The 18,248-nt window shown below is 64.2% G+C and carries 17 protein-coding genes and 3 riboswitches; of the genes, 10 read left to right on the forward strand and 7 right to left on the reverse strand.

Going from position 1 to position 18,248, the window contains the following annotated elements; all coding sequences use genetic code 11:
- Nucleotides 1–514: 514 nt before the first annotated feature.
- A riboswitch (cyclic di-GMP riboswitch) is annotated at nucleotides 515–615 on the reverse strand.
- A 436-nt stretch (nucleotides 616–1,051) separates the two neighbouring features.
- Genes OOZ63_RS07650 through fliB form a run of 8 tightly spaced genes read left to right on the forward strand, consistent with a single transcriptional unit; the run spans nucleotide 1,052 to nucleotide 8,580 of the window.
- Nucleotides 1,052–1,897, forward strand: a complete 846-nt coding sequence (locus OOZ63_RS07650; RefSeq protein ID WP_266004845.1) for a FliM/FliN family flagellar motor C-terminal domain-containing protein — start codon at nucleotides 1,052–1,054, stop codon at nucleotides 1,895–1,897.
- The gene (gene fliN, locus OOZ63_RS07655; protein WP_266004846.1) at nucleotides 1,894–2,256 is read left to right on the forward strand and encodes a flagellar motor switch protein FliN; all 363 of its coding nucleotides are present in this window, start codon (nucleotides 1,894–1,896) and stop codon (nucleotides 2,254–2,256) included. Before OOZ63_RS07650 ends, fliN begins: the two co-directional genes overlap by 4 nt.
- A complete protein-coding gene (gene fliP / locus OOZ63_RS07660) occupies nucleotides 2,253–3,008 on the forward strand; it encodes a flagellar type III secretion system pore protein FliP (RefSeq protein WP_266004847.1) in 756 nt (251 codons plus the stop codon). Before fliN ends, fliP begins: the two co-directional genes overlap by 4 nt.
- Nucleotides 3,005–3,274, forward strand: a complete 270-nt coding sequence (fliQ, locus tag OOZ63_RS07665) for a flagellar biosynthesis protein FliQ (protein WP_266004848.1) — start codon at nucleotides 3,005–3,007, stop codon at nucleotides 3,272–3,274. The genes fliP and fliQ overlap by 4 nt, the downstream gene beginning before the upstream one ends.
- A gap of 9 nt (nucleotides 3,275–3,283) precedes the next feature.
- Entirely contained in the window at nucleotides 3,284–4,072 is a 789-nt protein-coding gene (fliR, locus tag OOZ63_RS07670) for a flagellar biosynthetic protein FliR (RefSeq protein ID WP_266004849.1), read from the forward strand.
- On the forward strand, nucleotides 4,065–5,198 hold the full coding sequence (gene flhB, locus OOZ63_RS07675; protein WP_266004850.1) for a flagellar type III secretion system protein FlhB: 1,134 nt from the start codon (nucleotides 4,065–4,067) through the stop codon (nucleotides 5,196–5,198). Before fliR ends, flhB begins: the two co-directional genes overlap by 8 nt.
- Nucleotides 5,195–7,282: a flagellar biosynthesis protein FlhA gene (locus OOZ63_RS07680; protein WP_266004851.1), complete on the forward strand. Its 2,088-nt coding sequence runs from the start codon at nucleotides 5,195–5,197 to the stop codon at nucleotides 7,280–7,282. Before flhB ends, OOZ63_RS07680 begins: the two co-directional genes overlap by 4 nt.
- A 53-nt stretch (nucleotides 7,283–7,335) precedes the next feature.
- Nucleotides 7,336–8,580, forward strand: coding sequence for a flagellin lysine-N-methylase (gene fliB / locus OOZ63_RS07685; protein ID WP_266004852.1), 1,245 nt, complete (start codon nucleotides 7,336–7,338; stop codon nucleotides 8,578–8,580).
- A 23-nt stretch (nucleotides 8,581–8,603) separates the two neighbouring features.
- Here fliB and OOZ63_RS07690 read toward each other — a convergent pair whose 3' ends face one another.
- The 7 genes from OOZ63_RS07690 to OOZ63_RS07720 all read right to left on the reverse strand — a co-directional run bounded on the left by OOZ63_RS07690 (nucleotide 8,604) and on the right by OOZ63_RS07720 (nucleotide 16,296).
- Nucleotides 8,604–9,596, reverse strand: coding sequence for a hypothetical protein (locus OOZ63_RS07690; RefSeq protein WP_266004853.1), 993 nt, complete (start codon nucleotides 9,594–9,596; stop codon nucleotides 8,604–8,606).
- Between the two features lie 104 nt (nucleotides 9,597–9,700).
- Nucleotides 9,701–10,540: a flagellin gene (locus OOZ63_RS07695; protein WP_266004854.1), complete on the reverse strand. Its 840-nt coding sequence runs from the start codon at nucleotides 10,538–10,540 to the stop codon at nucleotides 9,701–9,703.
- A 261-nt stretch (nucleotides 10,541–10,801) separates the two neighbouring features.
- Nucleotides 10,802–11,644 carry a flagellin gene (locus OOZ63_RS07700; RefSeq protein WP_266004855.1) on the reverse strand — a complete coding sequence of 281 codons (843 nt, stop codon included), beginning with the start codon at nucleotides 11,642–11,644 and terminating at the stop codon, nucleotides 10,802–10,804.
- A 182-nt stretch (nucleotides 11,645–11,826) separates the two neighbouring features.
- Complete coding sequence (locus OOZ63_RS07705) at nucleotides 11,827–13,353, reverse strand: DegQ family serine endoprotease (RefSeq protein WP_266004856.1); 1,527 nt, start codon at nucleotides 13,351–13,353, stop codon at nucleotides 11,827–11,829.
- A 72-nt stretch (nucleotides 13,354–13,425) separates the two neighbouring features.
- Complete coding sequence (locus OOZ63_RS07710) at nucleotides 13,426–14,739, reverse strand: ATP-binding protein (protein WP_266004857.1); 1,314 nt, start codon at nucleotides 14,737–14,739, stop codon at nucleotides 13,426–13,428.
- Complete coding sequence (locus OOZ63_RS07715; RefSeq protein WP_266004858.1) at nucleotides 14,736–15,395, reverse strand: response regulator; 660 nt, start codon at nucleotides 15,393–15,395, stop codon at nucleotides 14,736–14,738. The genes OOZ63_RS07710 and OOZ63_RS07715 overlap by 4 nt, the downstream gene beginning before the upstream one ends.
- Nucleotides 15,396–15,456: 61 nt before the next feature.
- Complete coding sequence (locus tag OOZ63_RS07720; RefSeq protein WP_266004859.1) at nucleotides 15,457–16,296, reverse strand: MipA/OmpV family protein; 840 nt, start codon at nucleotides 16,294–16,296, stop codon at nucleotides 15,457–15,459.
- Nucleotides 16,297–16,434: 138 nt separating this feature from the next.
- Nucleotides 16,435–16,538: riboswitch (glycine riboswitch) on the forward strand.
- 9 nt (nucleotides 16,539–16,547) lie between these two features.
- Nucleotides 16,548–16,656, forward strand: a riboswitch (glycine riboswitch).
- 53 nt (nucleotides 16,657–16,709) lie between these two features.
- Here OOZ63_RS07720 and gcvT point away from each other — a divergent pair.
- Entirely contained in the window at nucleotides 16,710–17,828 is a 1,119-nt protein-coding gene (gene gcvT / locus OOZ63_RS07725; RefSeq protein ID WP_266004860.1) for a glycine cleavage system aminomethyltransferase GcvT, read from the forward strand.
- A 33-nt stretch (nucleotides 17,829–17,861) separates the two neighbouring features.
- Complete coding sequence (gene gcvH / locus OOZ63_RS07730; protein WP_266004861.1) at nucleotides 17,862–18,239, forward strand: glycine cleavage system protein GcvH; 378 nt, start codon at nucleotides 17,862–17,864, stop codon at nucleotides 18,237–18,239.
- The last annotated feature ends 9 nt before the right edge of the window (nucleotides 18,240–18,248 follow it).

An 18,248-nucleotide genomic window follows, 5' to 3' on the forward strand; every position in this document is an offset into this window, starting at 1 on the left:
GGGTATTACTGAGTGACCGGATCAGTCCGGCATGCCGAAATCGGCTAGACCTCAGTCAGGATTCAGATGAAACAATTTTGATACCCCCTGAATTAGCATTCGCTCGGCACTTTCCGTTATTCATATCGGCTTGCCTGTTATGGAGCGGAATCTTAGTTTGATATCGGCGGTGTGACCCGAAAATAAAGGGTCGACGTGCCGGCGTTTTCATCGGATGCCATCATCATCTGGTTATGCATTGATAACCAACGATGATTTGTGCGAATGCAGGAGCAAATACTCGCACCACGGCCGAGCCGGCACTGCAAAGGCATGCCTGGTACTGCAGCTGGGGAGAAGAGGTGTGTCGCTTGCTCATGGTTGCATCGTCCTGTGAAGGTCTAGCAGGCAAGCCTTGGCGAAAGCCATCGAGGTCACAACAGGCTGTGGTGGCAGCCCGGCAGGCATGAAGTCACGCCCTGCCCCATGCAGCGCATGGAGCGGCCCACACAGCGCGTGGGCGAGCAGACTCAGGTCTGGCAACCCCGCTATCGTTTCCCTGGATTCGAGAACCCTTGGGTGGTAGACCGGAGGCTTTGCGACCCCGGCTTTCGCTCGGGTGTGCCCTGATGAGACAAACTGTATCCCGGCAAGCAACCCGCCCACAAGGGTTTTGTGAGGGTCGACGCAAGGCCGGCGCAAGGCACGTGACAAAGTGCACGCAAGGCGCACGAAGCTCGCCGACTCAAGAACGAAGCCGTGGCGCCGAAAATACCAATGCTGCGTCGCAGCACTAGTATGTTGAGTGCGGCGAATCTGTCACGCTCCCGTCATGTTTTCTAGCGGTGCTTCGGATTCAGGCGACCACAGCCATGACAAACTCAAATACCGCGTCGACCTCGTGAATTCTTGGCGCGAGATGCGCTCTTGACATACTTGCAAAGCGCTGCATGCAAGCAGTTTCAATAGAATCTGGCCAGCAGTTACACAGACCGAGCCTCATAGCCTTTCGTCGGCTCAGACACGCGCGCCGCAGCCACCCTGTTGCTCACCCCAAAACAAAGTCCAAGCGATGAATCCTCAACCCCCGCGCGCCACGCCGCGCTCCGGCCCCCAGCCGCTGGACCCGCGCACGCTGGGCCGCCCCGTGCACCTGCTGCCGCGCTTTGCCGAGCAGTTGGGCGAGGCACTGGGGGAGCTGTTTCTCGGCCACAACCGCCGCTACCGCGCTCAGTACGAGATTGGTGCGATCAGCATCAAGCCGATGGGCCCCGAGGCGGTCGCCGGGCGCTGGATGGTGGGTGAGGCCGAGCATGGCCGCGTCGCCTGTCTGGCCGAGCGCTCCCTGGTGCTCAATCTGATGGCGCATCGCTACGGCAATGCCGGTGCCGATGCCAACAACAACGAGCCACCCGCCGAGACCGCTACCGAAGAGCGCATGCTGAGTTGGCTGAGCCTGCAGTCGCTGCAGTGCGCGCTGCGGCTGATTGGCGAGCACGTCGACGCCGCTGCCCCGGCCTTGCAGTTGCAGCCGAGCCTGCAGCCTCAGCTCAAAGCCGGCTCCTGGCTCATCCAAATCAATGTGCGCGAACTCGGCCAGGGGCTGCAGAGCCAACTGCTGCTGGCGCTTGACCCGCTCTACATCGGCAAGCTGTTGAAGCGGCTGGGCCAGGCCTTGTCGCAGCCCTGCAGGCCCGACACGCAACAGCTTGCCAAGCAACTCAAGCTCAAGCTCGAGGCTCGGCTGCTGGAGCAGACCCTGCCGCTGGGCGAGCTGCTGGACCTGCGCCCCGGCGACCTGATCCCGGTGCGGCTGAAGACCACCGATGTGCTGGTCGACGGTGCCCTCCTCTTCACGGCCTCGGTGGCCGAACACCAGGGCAAGCTGTGCCTGACTTCTTTCGTTGACGCGGAATGACCATGAATGACAACCAAGCTATCGACGCCTTGCTGAACGACTTCCCCGAGCAAGACCTGGCCCTTCCCAACGAGGTGCCGGCGGAGCCGGCCCGCCCGGCGCGGGATCTGCCCAAGCTGATGCGCAAGATTCCGGTGACGCTGACCCTGGAGGTCGGCGAAGCCAAGCTCTCTTTGCATGACCTTGCCAATCTGCAGGCCGACAGCGTGGTCGAGCTGAACACACTTGCCGGCGAGCCGCTGACCATTAAGGTCAATGGCACCGCTATCGGCCGCGCCGAGGTGGTGGTGTCGGGCGAGAACTACGGGCTGAAGATCATCGAGATCGCCGGCCTGGATCTGGACCAGCTCGGCTCATGACGCTGATGCGCGGCTTGGCCGCCTCGGCCCTGGGCTCGGGTCTGGCCCTGCTGCACCACCCGGCGCTGGCGCAGACACTGAAGATCACTGGCGCCGCGCCCGGCGGGGCGGCCAACGAGTTCACCGTCAAGACCCAGGTCTTGATCATCATGACCCTGCTCGGGCTGCTGCCCGTGCTGGTGCTGATGATGACCAGCTTCACCCGATTCATCATTGTGCTGTCGCTGCTGCGACAGGCCCTGGGTCTGCAGCAGGGCTTACCCAACCGTCTGATCACCGGCGTTGCGCTGATCCTGACCATTCTGGTGATGCGCCCAGTCGGCGAGCAGATCTGGGAGAAGGCGCTTGTGCCTTATGACGCCGAGAAGATCACTTTGATGCAGGCGCTGAATATCGCCGAGGCGCCGCTGTCGCGCTTCATGCTGGCGCAGACCAACAAGAGTTCGCTGTCCCAGATCGCCAAGCTAGCAGGCGAGGAAGGCGTTGCGAAGCCCGAGGACCACGGCTTCACCGTCAAGCTGGCGGCCTTTGTGCTGTCCGAGCTGAAGACTGCCTTCCAGATCGGCTGCATGCTCTTCATCCCCTTTCTGGTGATCGACTTGGTCGTGGCTTCAGTGCTGATGGCGATGGGCATGATGATGCTGAGTCCGCTGGTGATCTCGCTGCCGCTGAAGCTCTTGCTGTTCGTGCTGGTGGACGGCTGGACCCTGACCGTCAATACGTTGGTGACGAGCGTGAGGGCTGTCGGATGACACCGGAAGTCGCAGTTGACCTGCTCAACGAATGCCTGAACATGGTGATGCTTCTCGTCGCGCTGACGGTGGTGCCCAGTCTGGTCGTAGGCCTGCTGGTCAGCCTGTTCCAGGCCGCCACACAGATCAACGAGCAGACCTTGAGCTTTCTGCCCAAGATGTTGGTGACTCTGCTGGTGATCGGCCTGGCCGGGCGCTGGATGGTGGGCTATCTGATGGACTTCTGCGTCTCGATATTCGAGCGCGCGGCCACCTTGGTGAGCTGAGGGTGGCCCATGGAGCTTGAGTTCGCCCAGCTTGTAGCCCTGCTGAGCGCACTGTGGTGGCCGTTCTGCCGGGTCATGGCCATGCTCAGCGCGGCACCCATGATTGGTGAGGCCATGGTACCGATCAGCGCGCGGGTGCTCCTGTCGCTGGCACTGGCCGTCGTGCTCATGCCGATCTCACAGGCCACCGCGCTGACGGTCGATCCCTGGTCGATGGCCGGCGTGCTGGCTGCCGCAGAGCAGGCGCTACTGGGTTTTGTGCTGGGCCTGGCCTTCCATCTGGCGATGGCGGTGATCACTGTGCTGGGCTTCTTGCTGTCATCGCAACTGGGTCTGTCGATGGCTGTGATGAACGACCCGATGAACGGCTCGTCCTCCGATGTGATCACCTCGCTGCTGAGCATGTTGTGCATGCTCGTGTTCTTCACCGTTGACGGTCACCTGCTCTTTGTCCAGGTGCTGGGCAGCAGTTTCAAGGTATGGCCGGTAGGTGCCGGCATCGCTGGGCTCAATATGGACACGGTGGCCTACAACCTGGCCTGGGTGTTTTCCGCGGCACTGCTGCTGGCGCTGCCGGTGATCTTCTCGACCCTGGTGGTTCAGATGGGTCTGGGCTTGCTAAACCGCGTCGCGCCCAGCCTGAACCTTTTTTCGCTGGGCTTCTCCCTGGTGACCTTGTTCGGCCTCTTCATGCTGAGTCAGATCCTGGCCCATGTGCCGGCCCACTATCTGCGCATGACCCAGCAGGTACTCGACATGATTGACCGCGGCCTGAAGTCGGGGGCCGGCCATGTCTGAGTCCAGCAGCGCCGACAAGAGCGAAAAGCCCTCAGAGCAGAAGCTGAAAAAGGCACGCGAACAGGGCCAGGTCGCGCGCTCCAAGGATCTGCCGATGGCGGTTGGAATTCTGTTGAGCTTCAAGCTGCTGCTGCTTTGCATGCCCATGTATCTGGTTGATTTCGATATGCTGTTCAAGCTGGCTTTCGCGCCGCTGGACCTGGACGGCGCGCAGGACAATGTCTGGTCGGCCGCCTTCGGCGCCTGCTTGCTGCTGCTGCTGAAGATGGTGGCGCCGCTGTTGCTGCTGCCGCTGACGCTGATGCTGGCTTCGCTGATGCCCGGCGGCCTGATCTTCGCCACCTCCAACTGGGCGCCCAAGCTGAGCCGGCTCAGCCCGATCAGCAATCTGGGCAGGCTGTTTAGCGCCAAGCACTACAGCGATCTGGGCATCTCGATACTGAAGGTGATCTGCCTACTCAGCGCCCTGGTCTACCTGAGTCGCAGCTTGTCCGGCGCCTATGTTGCGTTGCAGGGCCAGAGCCTGGATCAGGCGCTGATTCATGGCGCCGAGCTGAGCATGGACAGCCTGATGGTGATGGCTGCCCTACTGGCCATTTTCGCGCTGCTGGACGCGCCGCTGCAACTCTTCTTCTTCTTGAAGGGCCAGCGCATGACCAAGCAGGACCTGAAAGAAGAGCACAAGCAGAACGAGGGCCGGCCCGAGGTACGCCAGCGCATTCGCCAGTTGCAGCAGCAGCTGGCACGGCGCGGCATACGCCAGGCCGTGCCCGAGGCCGATGTCGTGATCGTCAACCCCGAGCACTACGCGGTTGCGCTGCGCTACGACGACAAGCGTGCCGAGGCACCCTTCCTGCTCGCAAAGGGCGTCGACGAAATGGCCTTCTACATCCGCGAGATTGCCAAGCAGCATCAGGTGCAGATACTGACCTTGCCGCCGCTGGCCCGCGCGATCTACAACAGCTCCCAAGTACAGCAGCAGATTCCCGCCTCGCTGTACCAGGCCGTCGCCCAGGTGCTGAGCTACGTGATGCAGCTCAAGGCCTTCAGGTCGGGCACACGAAAGAGCGCCCCCCATTTGCCCGCCGATCTGGTGGTGCCCACTCATTTGTCTGACCCGACATGAATCCCATGCAACGCCTGACCGCCCTGATGCGCGAGTACCGCGTCGCCGCGCCGCTGTTCCTGATGGCCATCCTGGCCATGGTGATACTGCCGCTGCCGCCGGTGCTGCTTGACGTGCTGTTCACCTTCAACATCGTGCTGGCCATTGTTGTGATCTTGGTCAGCGTCAACAGCAAGCGCCCGCTGGACTTCGCTGTCTTCCCCAGCATCATCCTGGCGACAACGCTGATGCGGCTTTCATTGAACGTGGCCTCGACTCGCGTCGTGCTGCTGCATGGCCACGAAGGCACGCATGCTGCAGGCCAGGTCATCGAGAGCTTCGGCAATGTCGTGATCGGTGGGAACTTCGTCGTCGGTATCGTCGTCTTCGTGATCCTGATGGTGGTGAACTTCATCGTCGTCACCAAGGGCGCCGAGCGAATTTCCGAGGTGTCGGCCCGCTTCACCCTGGACGCGCTACCCGGCAAGCAGATGGCGATCGACGCTGACCTGAATGCAGGACTGATCAACCAGGAGCAGGCACAGAAGCGCCGCAAGGATGTCGGCTCCGAGGCTGACTTCTATGGCGCGATGGACGGCGCCAGCAAGTTTGTCCGCGGCGACGCGATCGCGTCGATCTTGATCCTGATCATCAATATGGTCGGCGGCGTCGCGATCGGCGCCTTCATGCACGATCTGAGTCTGGGTGATGCCTTCCGCACCTATGCACTGCTGACCATCGGTGACGGTCTGGTCTCGCAGATCCCGGCCCTCCTGCTGTCGGCCGCGGCGGCCATCATTGTCACCCGCGTCAGTGACGCCGGCGACATGGAAAACCAGATCGGCGAGCAGCTGTTGGCTTCGCCAACCGTGCTCTACAGCGCGGCCGCGGTGATGGTGGCGCTTGCCGTCATCCCCGGCATGCCCACCTTCGCCTTCCTGAGCTTTGCAGCCGCACTGGCCTATGTGGGTTGGCGCATGGCCAAACGCGCCGGCGAGGCGATCAAGCCGGGCGCACCCATCGAGGCAGCGCTGCTGACAGGCGCGCCACCCGAGCTGGACTGGCGCGCACTGCCGGTGGTCGAGCCGCTGTCGGTCAGCCTGGGCTACAAGCTGGTCACCCTGATCAACCCCGAGAACGGCGCCCCGCTGCAGCAGCGCGTCAAAGGCATGCGCCAAAGTCTCAGCGAAACACTAGGCCTGCTGCTGCCGCCAATCTCGGTGCGAGACGATCTGTCGCTCAAGCCCAGCCAGTACGCGGTGCTGCTGGGCGGCAGCGTGATCGCCCAGGCCGAGGTCCATCCCGACCGTCTGATGGCGATCGCATCGGCCCAGGTCTACGGCGAGCTTGACGGCGTACCCGGCGCCGATCCGGCCTACGGCCTGCCGGTAACCTGGATCGAGCCTCAGCACAAGGCCCATGCGCTGGGCCTGGGCTACCAGGTGGTCGACGTGCCCAGCACCATCGCCACCCACCTCTCCAAGCTCGTGCGCGAGCAACTGCCCGAGCTGCTGCGCTTCGACGATGTCTCGGCGCTGCTGGAGCGTCTGACCGCGCTGAGCCCGAAGCTGGCCGCCGCGCTGGACAAGGCCTACGGCCACAGCCTGCTGCTGAAGATCCTTCGCCTGCTGCTGGCCGAGAGCGTGTCGATCAAGGACATCGTCAGCATCGCCAGCACCTTGGTCGAGAACGCCGAGGCCACCAAGGATCCGATCCTTCTGGCAGCCGAGGTGCGCTGCGCGCTGAAGCGCCAGATCGTTGCCCAGCTGTGCGGCCCGGTCGGGGCCATGCGCGTCTTTAATATCGGCGCCGAGCTCGAGAACCTGCTGCTGGGTGCGCTGAACCAGGCACGCCAGGGCGGCGCCAAGGTCCAGCTCGACAGCTATCCGGTCGACCCGCAGTTGCTAGGCCAGCTGCAGCAGCACATGCCGATGGCGCGCGACCAGATGAAAGGCCAGGGCGCCGCCCCGGTGCTGCTGGTGATGCCGCAGATCCGCCCGCTGCTGGCGCGCTATGCCAAGCTGTTCGCGCCGGGCCTGGCCGTGCTGTCCTATAACGAAGTGCCCGAGCAGCGCGAGATCGCGGTGATCGGGTCGCTGGGGTGACGACACCCACCAGCCAAGATCGCCACACCAATCAGTTTCACCGGAGAAAGACCATGGGTAAACACCGCCCCGACGCGCTGGCGCCACGCTACTTGGAGCAGTTCCGCTGTATTGGTTCTGCTTGCCCGGAGAGTTGTTGCACCGGTTGGACCGTGTCAATCGACAAGGCGAGCTATCAGCAGTACCGCCAGGTCAAGATAGAGCCACTGGCGACTCTTGTGCGGGAAAGTGTGCAGCGCATTCCCGACGGGACAGGCAGGAACTACGCGCGCATCCGGCTGGGTCAGGACAGTTCGTGCCCTCTGCTAGACGAGCAAAAGCTCTGTCGCATTCACAGTGAACTTGGCGAGAAGGCCCTCTCGCGTACCTGCAGCAACTACCCGCGAATTTACGGCATTGATGATGACAGGCACATTGCCTCGGCAACGCTGAGCTGCCCCGAGTCCGCAAGACTGGCTCTGACCGAACACACAGCATTGGATCCGATCACGCTGCTGCTGCCTTTCGCCAATGCTCAGCTGGTTCCACTTAGCTACAAGCGAATGAAGCCCGCCGATGATCAGGGCGACCCGGTACTCGTCCATGCAAAGCTGATCGCGCATGCCGTCGACGGACTGGTGCGCTTGCCGACGTTGAACGCGGCGCAGTCGCTGGTGCAGGCAGGCCTCATGCTGCGCCGCCTTGCGCGAATTGAAGCGCGGGGGCAAGCCGGCACTTTGGAGCTCGCCCGAACCATCGAGCACTATCTAGCGCCGCAACATCTTGCCAACGTCCCGACACTGATGAACAACCTGCCGGTCCAACGTACCGCACAACTTTCGATGCTATTCGAGACCACCCAGCGCTACCTCAGCAAGCACGGCGGTCGCCCGTCCTTCGTGGCACTCATCAACGATGTTCAGGCCGGACTGAAGCTGGAGCAGGGCCTGGAATCAGCCGTTGCGAACCTGGATGCGGCACTGCATCAGCGCTGGTCGCCATTGGAGGCACAACACCCGCAATTGCTGAAGAACTACTTGCTGAACGATCTGACCAAGTCCTTGTTTCCTCGCCAGGACATTCTGGGCATCGAGCGCGAGTTCATGGATCTGGCTCTGCGCTTTGCGCTGATCAAGTTTTACCTCTTGGGGCTGGCGGCATTGCGTGGGCCAGACTTCGGTATCGACGACGTGGTCAGAGTCGTCTATGTCGTGGTTCGCAACATCGAACACAACAACAGCTTCATGACCGCAGTCATGGATGATCTTGCCGCGCGGGACGCGCTCCGGCTTGATGTGCTGGCGACGTTAGTGCTGTGAGTGAGCGCCAGGGCATGGCGGCTCTACCCCTGCTGCAACACTTTGACGATCTCGGCAGCCGCCCGGAACAACGCAGCGCTGCTGCTGTGGGCCAGCCCCTGGGACTGCTCGGCCAGCTTTGCCGGTACGGCCGCTGGTGGCTTCAGGCTCAGCTGGCAATGGCGCAAGCGCAGCGGCACACTGGCCAGCGCACGGCCGATACCCGGCAGCCGCTCGCGCAGGGCGCGCAAGGCGTCTGGCTTGTCGGCGGAAAACTGCAGCAGCAGGCCATCCAGCCACTGCAGCATCACCTGCAGCCAGTAGCCTTCCATGCTGAGGTCTAGGCACAGGCACAGCCCCGTCGTCTGCTCGACAGCGCCCGCTTCCTTGGCCTGATCGTCCAACACATCACCGTCCAGCCCATGCCAGATACGGCCCTGCGGCATGACCAGGCGCAGCAGCAGGGCCTGGGCATGCCACCCCTGCAGGTGAAAAGACAGGGGCAGCAGCAGCGGCTGCGGTTCGGTGCGCCGGGAGTCCATCGGTGCGTCCAGCCCGGTATGCTCAGAGCCGCGCAGTACCTCAGCCAGCACCCGGGCACGCCATTGCGCGGCCAGGCTGGCCGGCAGGTGCATGGCGGGCTGCGCCTGCAGCTTCTGCAACCAGGCCTGGTCGTCCCGCATCGCCGGGCTATCGCTAGCCGTCGGTAGAGGCGCCGCTTCAATGTTCGCGGTGATGGCAGCGGATGACTGCCTGGCCACCAGTTGCAGCTGGAGCTGCTGCGCCAGTGCGGTCGGATTGGGCAACACCCGCATCACCAGCATGTCCCCCGCCTGTCCCACACCGACCGGCAAGCGCAGGGTCAACCCATTCGGCCCATCGGCCAGCCAGTCCCCATAGCGAGGTGGATCCTGCCGCATCAGCAGCAGATGCAGCAGCTCGCCCGGGCGCGGCATCGCATTGCCGCCCGCCGAGCTGGGCAGGGCGGGCACCGCAGCGACGGCGCTGACGGGGCTGAGCGAAGGGATGGCGGACATCGGGGATGGCGGGCAGGGATAAACAGAAAAGCCAGGACCTGGGGCCTGGCTTTTCCTGGTAAGAGAACCGAGCAGCCAGGGCCGCCGGTTCGAGGTTTGCTGACTTACTGCAGCAGCGACATCACCAGACCCGACATGCTGTTGCTCTGCTTGAGCATCGACGACGAGGCCTGCATCAACATCTGCTTGGTCGTCATGTTCGACGTCTCCTTGGCATAGTCCGTGTCCATGATGCGGCCCTTGGCCTGTGTGACATTCGTGACCATGTTCTGCAGGTTGTTATTGACGTGGTCCAGGCGGTTCGCGCCTGCGCCCAGCTTGGCGCGTGCGGCGCCCACTGAGTCCAGCACCGTGTTGGCCAGGTCGATGGCCTTGTTGGCGTCGACGCTGGTGGCGAACGTGCCGCCCTTCAATGCAGTGACGTCAGTGGAAACTTTAGCGACTTCGGTGTTGGCCTTGAACTCGTAAGTCTCCGCCTTGTCGGAGCCGATCTGGAATGTCACGGAACCTGCACCGAGCTTACCGGCGGCGCCCAGAAGGGCTTCGCCGCCGAACTTGGTGTTGGTCAGGATGTTCTCGAGCTCGGCGGCCAGATCGTCGAACTCGGCCTTCATGGCCGTGATGTCCTTGGTCGTTGCCGTGCCGTTGGCGCCTTCGGTAGCCAGGTCCTTCATGCGCAACGTGATGTTGCTCACTTCATCCAGTGCGCCTTCAGCAGTCTGCAGCATCGATATGCCGTTCTGCGCGTTGCGCTGAGCCACGGCCATGCCGCGGGTCTGGGCATTCAGGCGGGTGGCGATCTGCAGGCCGGCGGCGTCATCCATTGCGGAGTTGACCCGCAGGCCCGTGCCCAAGCGGGTCATCGAGGTCGACAAGGCGTTCTGGGTCTTGCCCAGGGAACCTTGGGTCGACAGGGCAGCGGCATTGGTGTGCAGGCTCAACATGATGGGTCACTCCGAAAATAGGGTTTGCAGGATCTGCGGTGTTGGGCAACTTCTTGTCTGCCCTCAGCAATACAAGGCGGCCAGACCTGGGGGAGACTTAAATGCCGACCCCAAAAAATCGCCAGAACCCCGGATCGGGCAAACCGGCAGACCTGCGTATTGGTGTTGTGAATGCAGAGCCCAACGGCACGAAGCCAGGCACAGGGCCTGGCTTCCTCTTTCTCCGGGTAGCGGCGCACTTGGCGCCGTCCTTCACATCGGTTACTGCAGCAGCGACATGACCATGCCGGACATGCTGTTGCTCTGCTTGAGCATCGACGACGAGGCCTGCATCAGCATCTGCTTGGTCGTCATGTTCGACGTCTCCTTGGCATAGTCTGTATCCATGATGCGACCCTTGGCCTGTGTGACATTCGTAACCATGTTCTGCAGGTTGTTGTTGACGTGGTCCAGGCGATTGGCGCCGGCACCCAGCTTTGCCCGTGCGGCACCCACAGAGTCCAGCACCGTGTTGGCCAGATCAATCGCGGCGTTGGCTGTGGTGCTGTCGGCGAAGGTGTTAGCCTTCAGCAAGCCTACATCCGTGGCCACGGCCTTGACTTGCGTGCTGGCGTCGAACTTGTAAGTTTCCGCTTTGTCCGAACCAATCTGGAACGTCACACCCGCGGCCAACTCCAGCTTGCCGCCGACAGCCAGCAGCGCCTCGCCACCAAACTTGGTGTTGGTCAGGATATTGGTCAACTCATTGCCCAGGTCATCGAACTCGGCTTTCATGGCCGTGAGATCCTTGGCCGTCGCCGTGCCGCTGGCGCCTTCGGTGGCCAGATCCTTCATGCGCAGCACGATGTTGCTCACTTCATCGAGCGCCCCTTCAGCGGTCTGCAGCATCGAGATGCCGTTCTGCGCGTTGCGCTGGGCCACGGCCATGCCGCGGGTCTGGGCATTCAGGCGCGTGGCGATCTGCAGGCCGGCGGCGTCATCCATCGCGGAGTTGACCCGCAGGCCGGTGCCCAGACGGGTCATCGAGGTCGACAGGGCGTTCTGGGTCTTGCCCAACGAACCTTGGGTGGACAGGGCGGCGGCGTTGGTGTGCAGGCTCAACATGATGTTTTCACTCCAGAAGAAGGGTTTGTCTTCGTTGGCAGGCAGGAACTTCTGCCTTCACCGGTACAAGGCGGCAGCCACGCCAGCGGACTTAAATCCCTGAAGCAAAAATAGCCAAACCCGCCGAGGCGGGCTTGGCTGCGCGACTTTGTTCACACAAAGCCGCCCATGGGCATCAGGAATCAGCCGATGCGCACCGGCACGAAGATCTTCTCCGGCCCGCGCTGTACCAGCAGGGCCACCGATTTATCGGCCGCGGCCACCACCTCGCGCACCTGCTCGACCGAGCTGACCGGCGTGCCGTTGATCGCCAGCAGCACATCGCCGGGCCGCACGCCCGCGCGCGCCGCCGCGCCACCGGCGTCCTGCACCACCAGGCCGCCCTCGGCACCACGGCGCTCGCCCTCGTGCAGCGGCCGCAGCGCCAGCCCCAGCTTGCCGGCCGGCGTGGCCTGCTCGTCCTCGGCCTTGGCCTGCTGTGGCTCGCCGGCTTCGCCGAGCTTGGCCTTGAGTTGCTCACGCTTGCCCTGGCGCCAGATTTCCAGCGTTGCGGTCTCACCCGGCGAGGCCTGGCCCAACAGGGCCGGCAGATCGCTGGAGGCGACGATGGGCTGCCCGTTGAACTTCAGCACCACATCGCCGGAGCGAAGGCCGGCTTTGGCCGCCGGGCCAGCGGCCTCGACGCCGGCCACCAGGGCGCCAGCCGGGCGCTCCAGTTTGAAGGAATCGGCGAAGCTCTGATTCACATCCTGGATGGTCACGCCCAGGCGCGCATGGCGGGCCTTGCCGCCGCCCTGGATCTGCTGCTGCACCCGGGTCGCCACCTCGATCGGGATCGCAAACGAGATGCCCTGATAGCCACCGGACTGGCTGTAGATCTGCGAGTTGATGCCGACCACCTCACCGCGGGCGTTGAACAGAGGGCCGCCCGAATTGCCGGGGTTGACCGCCACATCGGTCTGGATGAAGGGCACAAAGGTCTCGTCGGGCAGGGCCCGGCCCTTGGCACTGACTACGCCGGCGCTGACGCTGTTCTCGAAACCGAAGGGCGAGCCGATCGCCAGCACCCATTCGCCCACGCGCAGGTCCTTGCTGCTGCCCAGCTTCAAAGCGGGCAGATTCTTGGCCTCGATCTTGAGCACCGCCACATCGGTCTTGGGATCACTGCCCAGCACCTTGGCCGGGAACTCGCGCCGGTCGGTCAGCTTGACCATCACCTCCTGGGCGTCGCGCACAACATGGGCATTGGTCAGGATCAGCCCGTCGGCGCTGACGATGAAGCCCGAGCCCTGGCCGCGCGTGGGCATCTCGCGCGCCTGGCTGGGTTGGCCGGGCACCTGAAAGCGCCGGAAGAACTGATAAAAGGGATCATCTGGATCTAGCTGGGGCGCAGCGCTCCGGCGACTGGTCTTGACGCTGCCGGTGACGCTGATATTGACCACAGCGGCGCCGTTTTGCTGGGTGATCTGGGCAAAATCGGGCAGCACCGTGGCCGCAATGGGCGTTGCAGCAGGCGCTGCGCTGGGCGCCATCGCCACGACAGCTGCGGCCGGCGCGGGCTGGTCGGGCTGCGCGCTGGCGGCCGTCGGCGCGGCCGTCTTCTGCAAGGCCGCAGCGCCGATCGCGCCGCCGCCAACGCCTATCAGTCCCGCGGTCGCTAGGGCCCATACCAAACGCTTGGCCGGGATCATCGTTTCTGCTGTTGCCATATAGCCTCCTGCTGAGAAAGTGAGCGTCGATTGACGATGGGCTCACTATGACAAGCAAGACTTAGGCAGTACTTAAGGCAAGCTCTTATCGAACAGCACATCCACCCGCAGCCCCCCTAGCGCCTCGGAGCGCTCCAGCGTGATCCCGGCGCCGTGGCGCTCGGCAATCGACTTGACGATGGCCAGGCCCAGGCCGGAGCCGCTGGCCTGGGCCTGCTGTTCGCTGCTGCGATAGAAGCGATCGAACACACGCTCGCGCTCCTCGGGTGCGATGCCGGGGCCACTGTCCTCGATGCGCAGCCGCGCCGCGCCGCCCTCGTCCAGCAGCAACACGTCGACCCGCCCGCCCTCAGGCGTGTACTTGAGAGCGTTGTCCAGCAGATTGCGCAGCAGCACGGCAAGTGCATCAGCCTGGCCGGGGACGCTGACCGCGTCGGCCCGCAGCAGGCCCAGGTCGATATGCCGCAGCTGCGCGCTGGCGGCCAGCTCGCCCATGAGCTTGCGGGTTAGCGGCTCCAGCGCGACCGGCCGCATATCGACGCTACCCGCCGCCTGCTGGCGGGCCAGCAACAGCAGCTGCTCGACCAGATGCCCGGCCCGCTCGATGCCGGCGCCAAGCCGCTGCTGGATCAGCGCGCGCTCGGGCTCCCCGCCGCTGCGCTGCAAGGCCTGCAGCTGTAGCTTCAGCGCGGTCAGCGGCGAGCGCAGCTCATGGGCGGCGTCGGCGACGAAATGCTGTTGCGCGTCGAAGGCCTGGCGCATGCGCGCCAGCAGAGAGTTCAGCTCCTGCACCATGGGCTGAATCTCGGCCGGCAGGCCGCCCTCGCCCACCGGCGACAAATCCTCGGCTGCCCGCGCCGCCAGCTGCTTGCGCACACGCTCGACCGGCGCCAGCGAGCGGCTCACCACCCAACCCACCACCGCCATCAGCAGCGGCAGCACGATGGCGATGGGCGTGATCGTGCGCCAGGCAAGTCGCCCGGCCAAGCGCTGGCGCACCGCCAGTTCCTGGGCCACTTGCACCACCCGGCCGCCGGTCTGCATCGACAACACGCGGTACTGCTTGCCCTCGGACTCGACATTGGTGAAACCCAGCACCGCCCGCTGCGGCAGCCGCGCCCGCGGCGCCGGCGCGAACAGCTGCAGGCCGTCGTCGGTCCAGGCCTGGATGATCAATTCCAGCTCCTCGGGCAGGTGGCGCGGTGGCGCGGCGCCACCAATGGACAACGCCATCTGCTGCATCTGGTAGTCAAAAATTGCATCGGCCTCCTGCAAGGCCGTGCGGTAGGCGCTCCACGCCTGCAGCAGCGCCGCCAGGCTTACCGCTCCAAACAGGAACAGCATCAGCCGGCGCCGCAGCGACGGAGCAAGTCTTGCCTTCGTCATTGCTTGGGCACCATATAGCCTAGGCCGCGCACGTTCTGGATCAGGCCGGACCCGAGCTTCTTGCGCAGGCCGTGGATATAGACCTCAACCGCGTTGCTGCTGACTTCGTCCTTCCAGCTGTAGAGCTTTTCCTCCAGCTGCTGGCGCGACAGCACAAGGCCCGGCCGCGCCAGCAGCGGCTCCAGCACCGCCCATTCGCGCGCCGACAGCGCGACAGACTGGCCGCCGACCGTGGCCTCATGGGTGGCGGGATTCAGGCTGACGCCCAGATGCTCGTAGACCGGCTCGGCGCGTCCGCTGGCGCGGCGCAGCAGCGCCCGGATGCGGGCCAGAAGCTCGTCGAGCTCGAAGGGCTTGAGCACATAGTCGTCGGCGCCGGCGTCAAGCCCCTCGACCCGCTGCGACAGCGCATCCCGGGCGGTGGCGATCAGCACCGGCAGGCGCTGCTTGCGCGCGCGCAAGGCACGCAGCACGCTCATGCCGTCGCGCCGGGGCAGGCCCAGGTCGAGCAGCAGCAGATCGTAGTCCTGGGCCTGTAAGGCCGTGTCTGCCTGCTCGCCGTCCCGCACCCAGTCGACCGCATAGCCCTCGGCGCGCAGCAGGTCCAGTAGCTGCTCGCCAATCATCTGATCGTCTTCCACCAGCAATAAACGCATGCGGGTATTGTCCACAGCTGTGCCGGGCCTGACTTAGGCCAGGCTTAAGGTCGGGCCGGGCTCAGTAAAGATAGGTCAGCATCACCATGCCCGTCGGGCTGGCCTTGCGCTGCACGATCGGACTCTTGGCCGCGTCGCCGAGCAGGCGCGTCGCGCCCAGCGAGCTCATCACGCCCCATTTCGAGTCGATCTTGTACTTCCAGCTGACACTGGCATCCAGCGAATGGAAGCCGGACTTGGGCGCATAAACAGCGTACTTGCTCGCGACGGCCTGGGCCGGGGTGACACCGAAAAAGGCCTGCACGTACTTTTTGTCACCGGCACTGGCGCTGAGCCCGATGGACAGCTCGTGGCGATCGTCGGACCAGACGCCGGCCTCGGCGCCGAGCCTGAATACCCTGCCGTGACGGGCGTCCTTGAGCTCGGTGATGTCCTTGTCCTTGCCCTTGCTGAGCGGCAGTTCCACTCCCGCGCTGAACTGCAAGGTATCCGTCAGGCGGTAGTTCAGGCCCAGATTGAGTGTGCCGATGGCCTTGATCTCGCCCATGCCCTTGAGCTCCTTGGAGCCGCCGGAGATGCCCTTCTTGTCCTCGTCGTCGCGGCCGCCGCGCAGCCCCAGCGACGCGCTGTAGCCCATGGGGCCACTGCTGCCGCCCCAGCCGATGCCGCGCAGACTGCTGGCGAAGAAACCGTTGCTCATCTGATAGTCCAGCACCGGCAGCACCCCGGCATCAACTTTCTTGGCACCAGCGTACTTGGCATCGAAGCCCGCCCCGATGCCCAGCGCCAAGGTGTTGCCCCCCGCAGGCTCGGATTGGGCCCGGGCCTCGGACAGACCCAGCAGCAGGGTAGCGGCAAGGGCGGTGAGGGGTGCGGCGGCGAAGATGGCGGCTTGGTTCATGAAGGTGCTCGTTGTCCAGGGTTGGCTGCAGACGCAAGGAGGATGAGCGGGCAGTGTCGACAAGGGAACTGAAGATTGCCTGGGGCGATGATGAAGACTCGCTGAAGCGGCTTTTGCTGGGGCAAACCATGGCTACAATGCCGGCGGTCAGGAGAGAGCTTTCTAGCGAAAGCCGCCGAAGGCGCAGTGGCGATGGTGATCCCAAGCTGCGAACGCTCAGGCAAAAGGACTGACAAAACGCCCAGAACCGGGCGTTCCTCACTGGAGAGAGGCGGGCCTCGAGTCCGTCCACCGAAGGGGCAAGCTGTTGGCGATACGCCGGCGGTCAATCTCTCAGGTAAGCCGGACAGCGAGGGCATCCCCCCGCGCCCACAATGGGCGTGGGCAGTTTGAATGCCCTCGGAGTTTTTCAGATGTCCGCCGACGCTCTCCTCAAGACCCCCCTGCACGCCCTGCATCTCGAACTCGGCGCCAAGATGGTGCCCTTCGGCGGCTATAACATGCCGGTGCAATATCCGGCGGGCGTGATGGCCGAGCACAAGCACACCCGTGCCGCGGCCGGCCTGTTCGATGTCTCGCACATGGGCCAGCTGCGCCTGGTGGGCGCCGCCGCCGCCGCCGCGCTTGAAACCGTCGTGCCGGTCGATGTGATCGACCTGGGCGTTTTCAAACAGCGATACGCCCTCTTCACCAACGAGCAGGGCGGCATCCTCGACGACCTGATGATCTGCCGCCGCCCCGACGATCTGTTCGTCGTCGTCAATGCCGGCTGCAAGGTCCAAGACATCGCCCATCTGCAAGCCACCATCGGCACTAAGTGCGAGGTGATCCCCATGCCCGAGCAGGCGTTGCTGGCGCTGCAGGGACCACAGGCCGTGACCGTGCTCGCGCGCCTGAATCCAGAGGTCGCCAAGCTGACCTTCATGACCGGCGGCTTCTTTGAGCTAGACGGCATCCCAACCTTTTTGACACGCTCCGGCTACACCGGCGAGGACGGTTTCGAGATTTCGGTGGCCGGCACGCAGGCCGAAGCCCTGGCGCGCAAGCTGCTGGCACAGGCCGAGGTCAAGCCCATCGGCCTGGGCGCGCGCGACTCGCTGCGCCTGGAGGCCGGCTTGTGCTTGTACGGCCATGACATCGACACCAGCACCACGCCCGTCGAGGCTTCGCTGACCTGGGCGATCCAGAAGGTGCGCCGCGCTGGCGGTGCGCGCGCCGGCGGCTATCCGGGCGCGGCCATGGTCGAAGCACAGCTGGCCGGGGGTGCCGCACGCAAGCGCGTCGGCCTGGTCGGCAGCGAACGCATGCCGGTGCGCGAAGGTGCCAAGCTGGTCGACGAGGCCGGCAACGAGGTCGGCGTCGTCACCAGCGGCACCTTGGGGCCGACGGTCAACAAACCCGTGGCCCTGGCATATCTGAACAGCAGTCATGCGGCCCAGGGCACTCAGGTCTGGGCCATCGTGCGAGACAAGCGCACGCCGATGACCGTCAGCCCTACCCCTTTCACCCCCAACGGTTACTACCGCGGCTGATCAGTCGCACCACCCCACTTCACGGAGCACCCCATGAGCACTATTAAATACACCGCCGACCACGAGTGGGTCCAGATCGAAGCCGACGGCACGGCCACCGTGGGCATCACGGTCCACGCGCAGGACGCACTGGGCGATGTGGTCTTTGTCGATCTGCCCGCCGTGGGTGCCAGTTTCGCCGAGAAGGATGTGGCAGGCGTGGTTGAGTCGGTCAAGGCGGCCGCCGATGTCTATATGCCCGTGTCAGGCGAGATTACCGAAGTCAACGAATCTCTGCGCGATGATCCCTCGCTGGCCAACAGCGACCCGCTGAAGGCCGGCTGGTTCTTCAAAGTCAAGCTCAGCAACCCAGCCGAGCTGGACGCGCTGATGGACAGCACGGCCTATGACGAACTCGTCAAGAACAGCTGATTGCTGCTG

Origin of the sequence: Paucibacter sp. PLA-PC-4 (genome assembly GCF_026241155.1) — a bacterium.
GTDB lineage: Bacteria > Pseudomonadota > Gammaproteobacteria > Burkholderiales > Burkholderiaceae_C > Roseateles_E.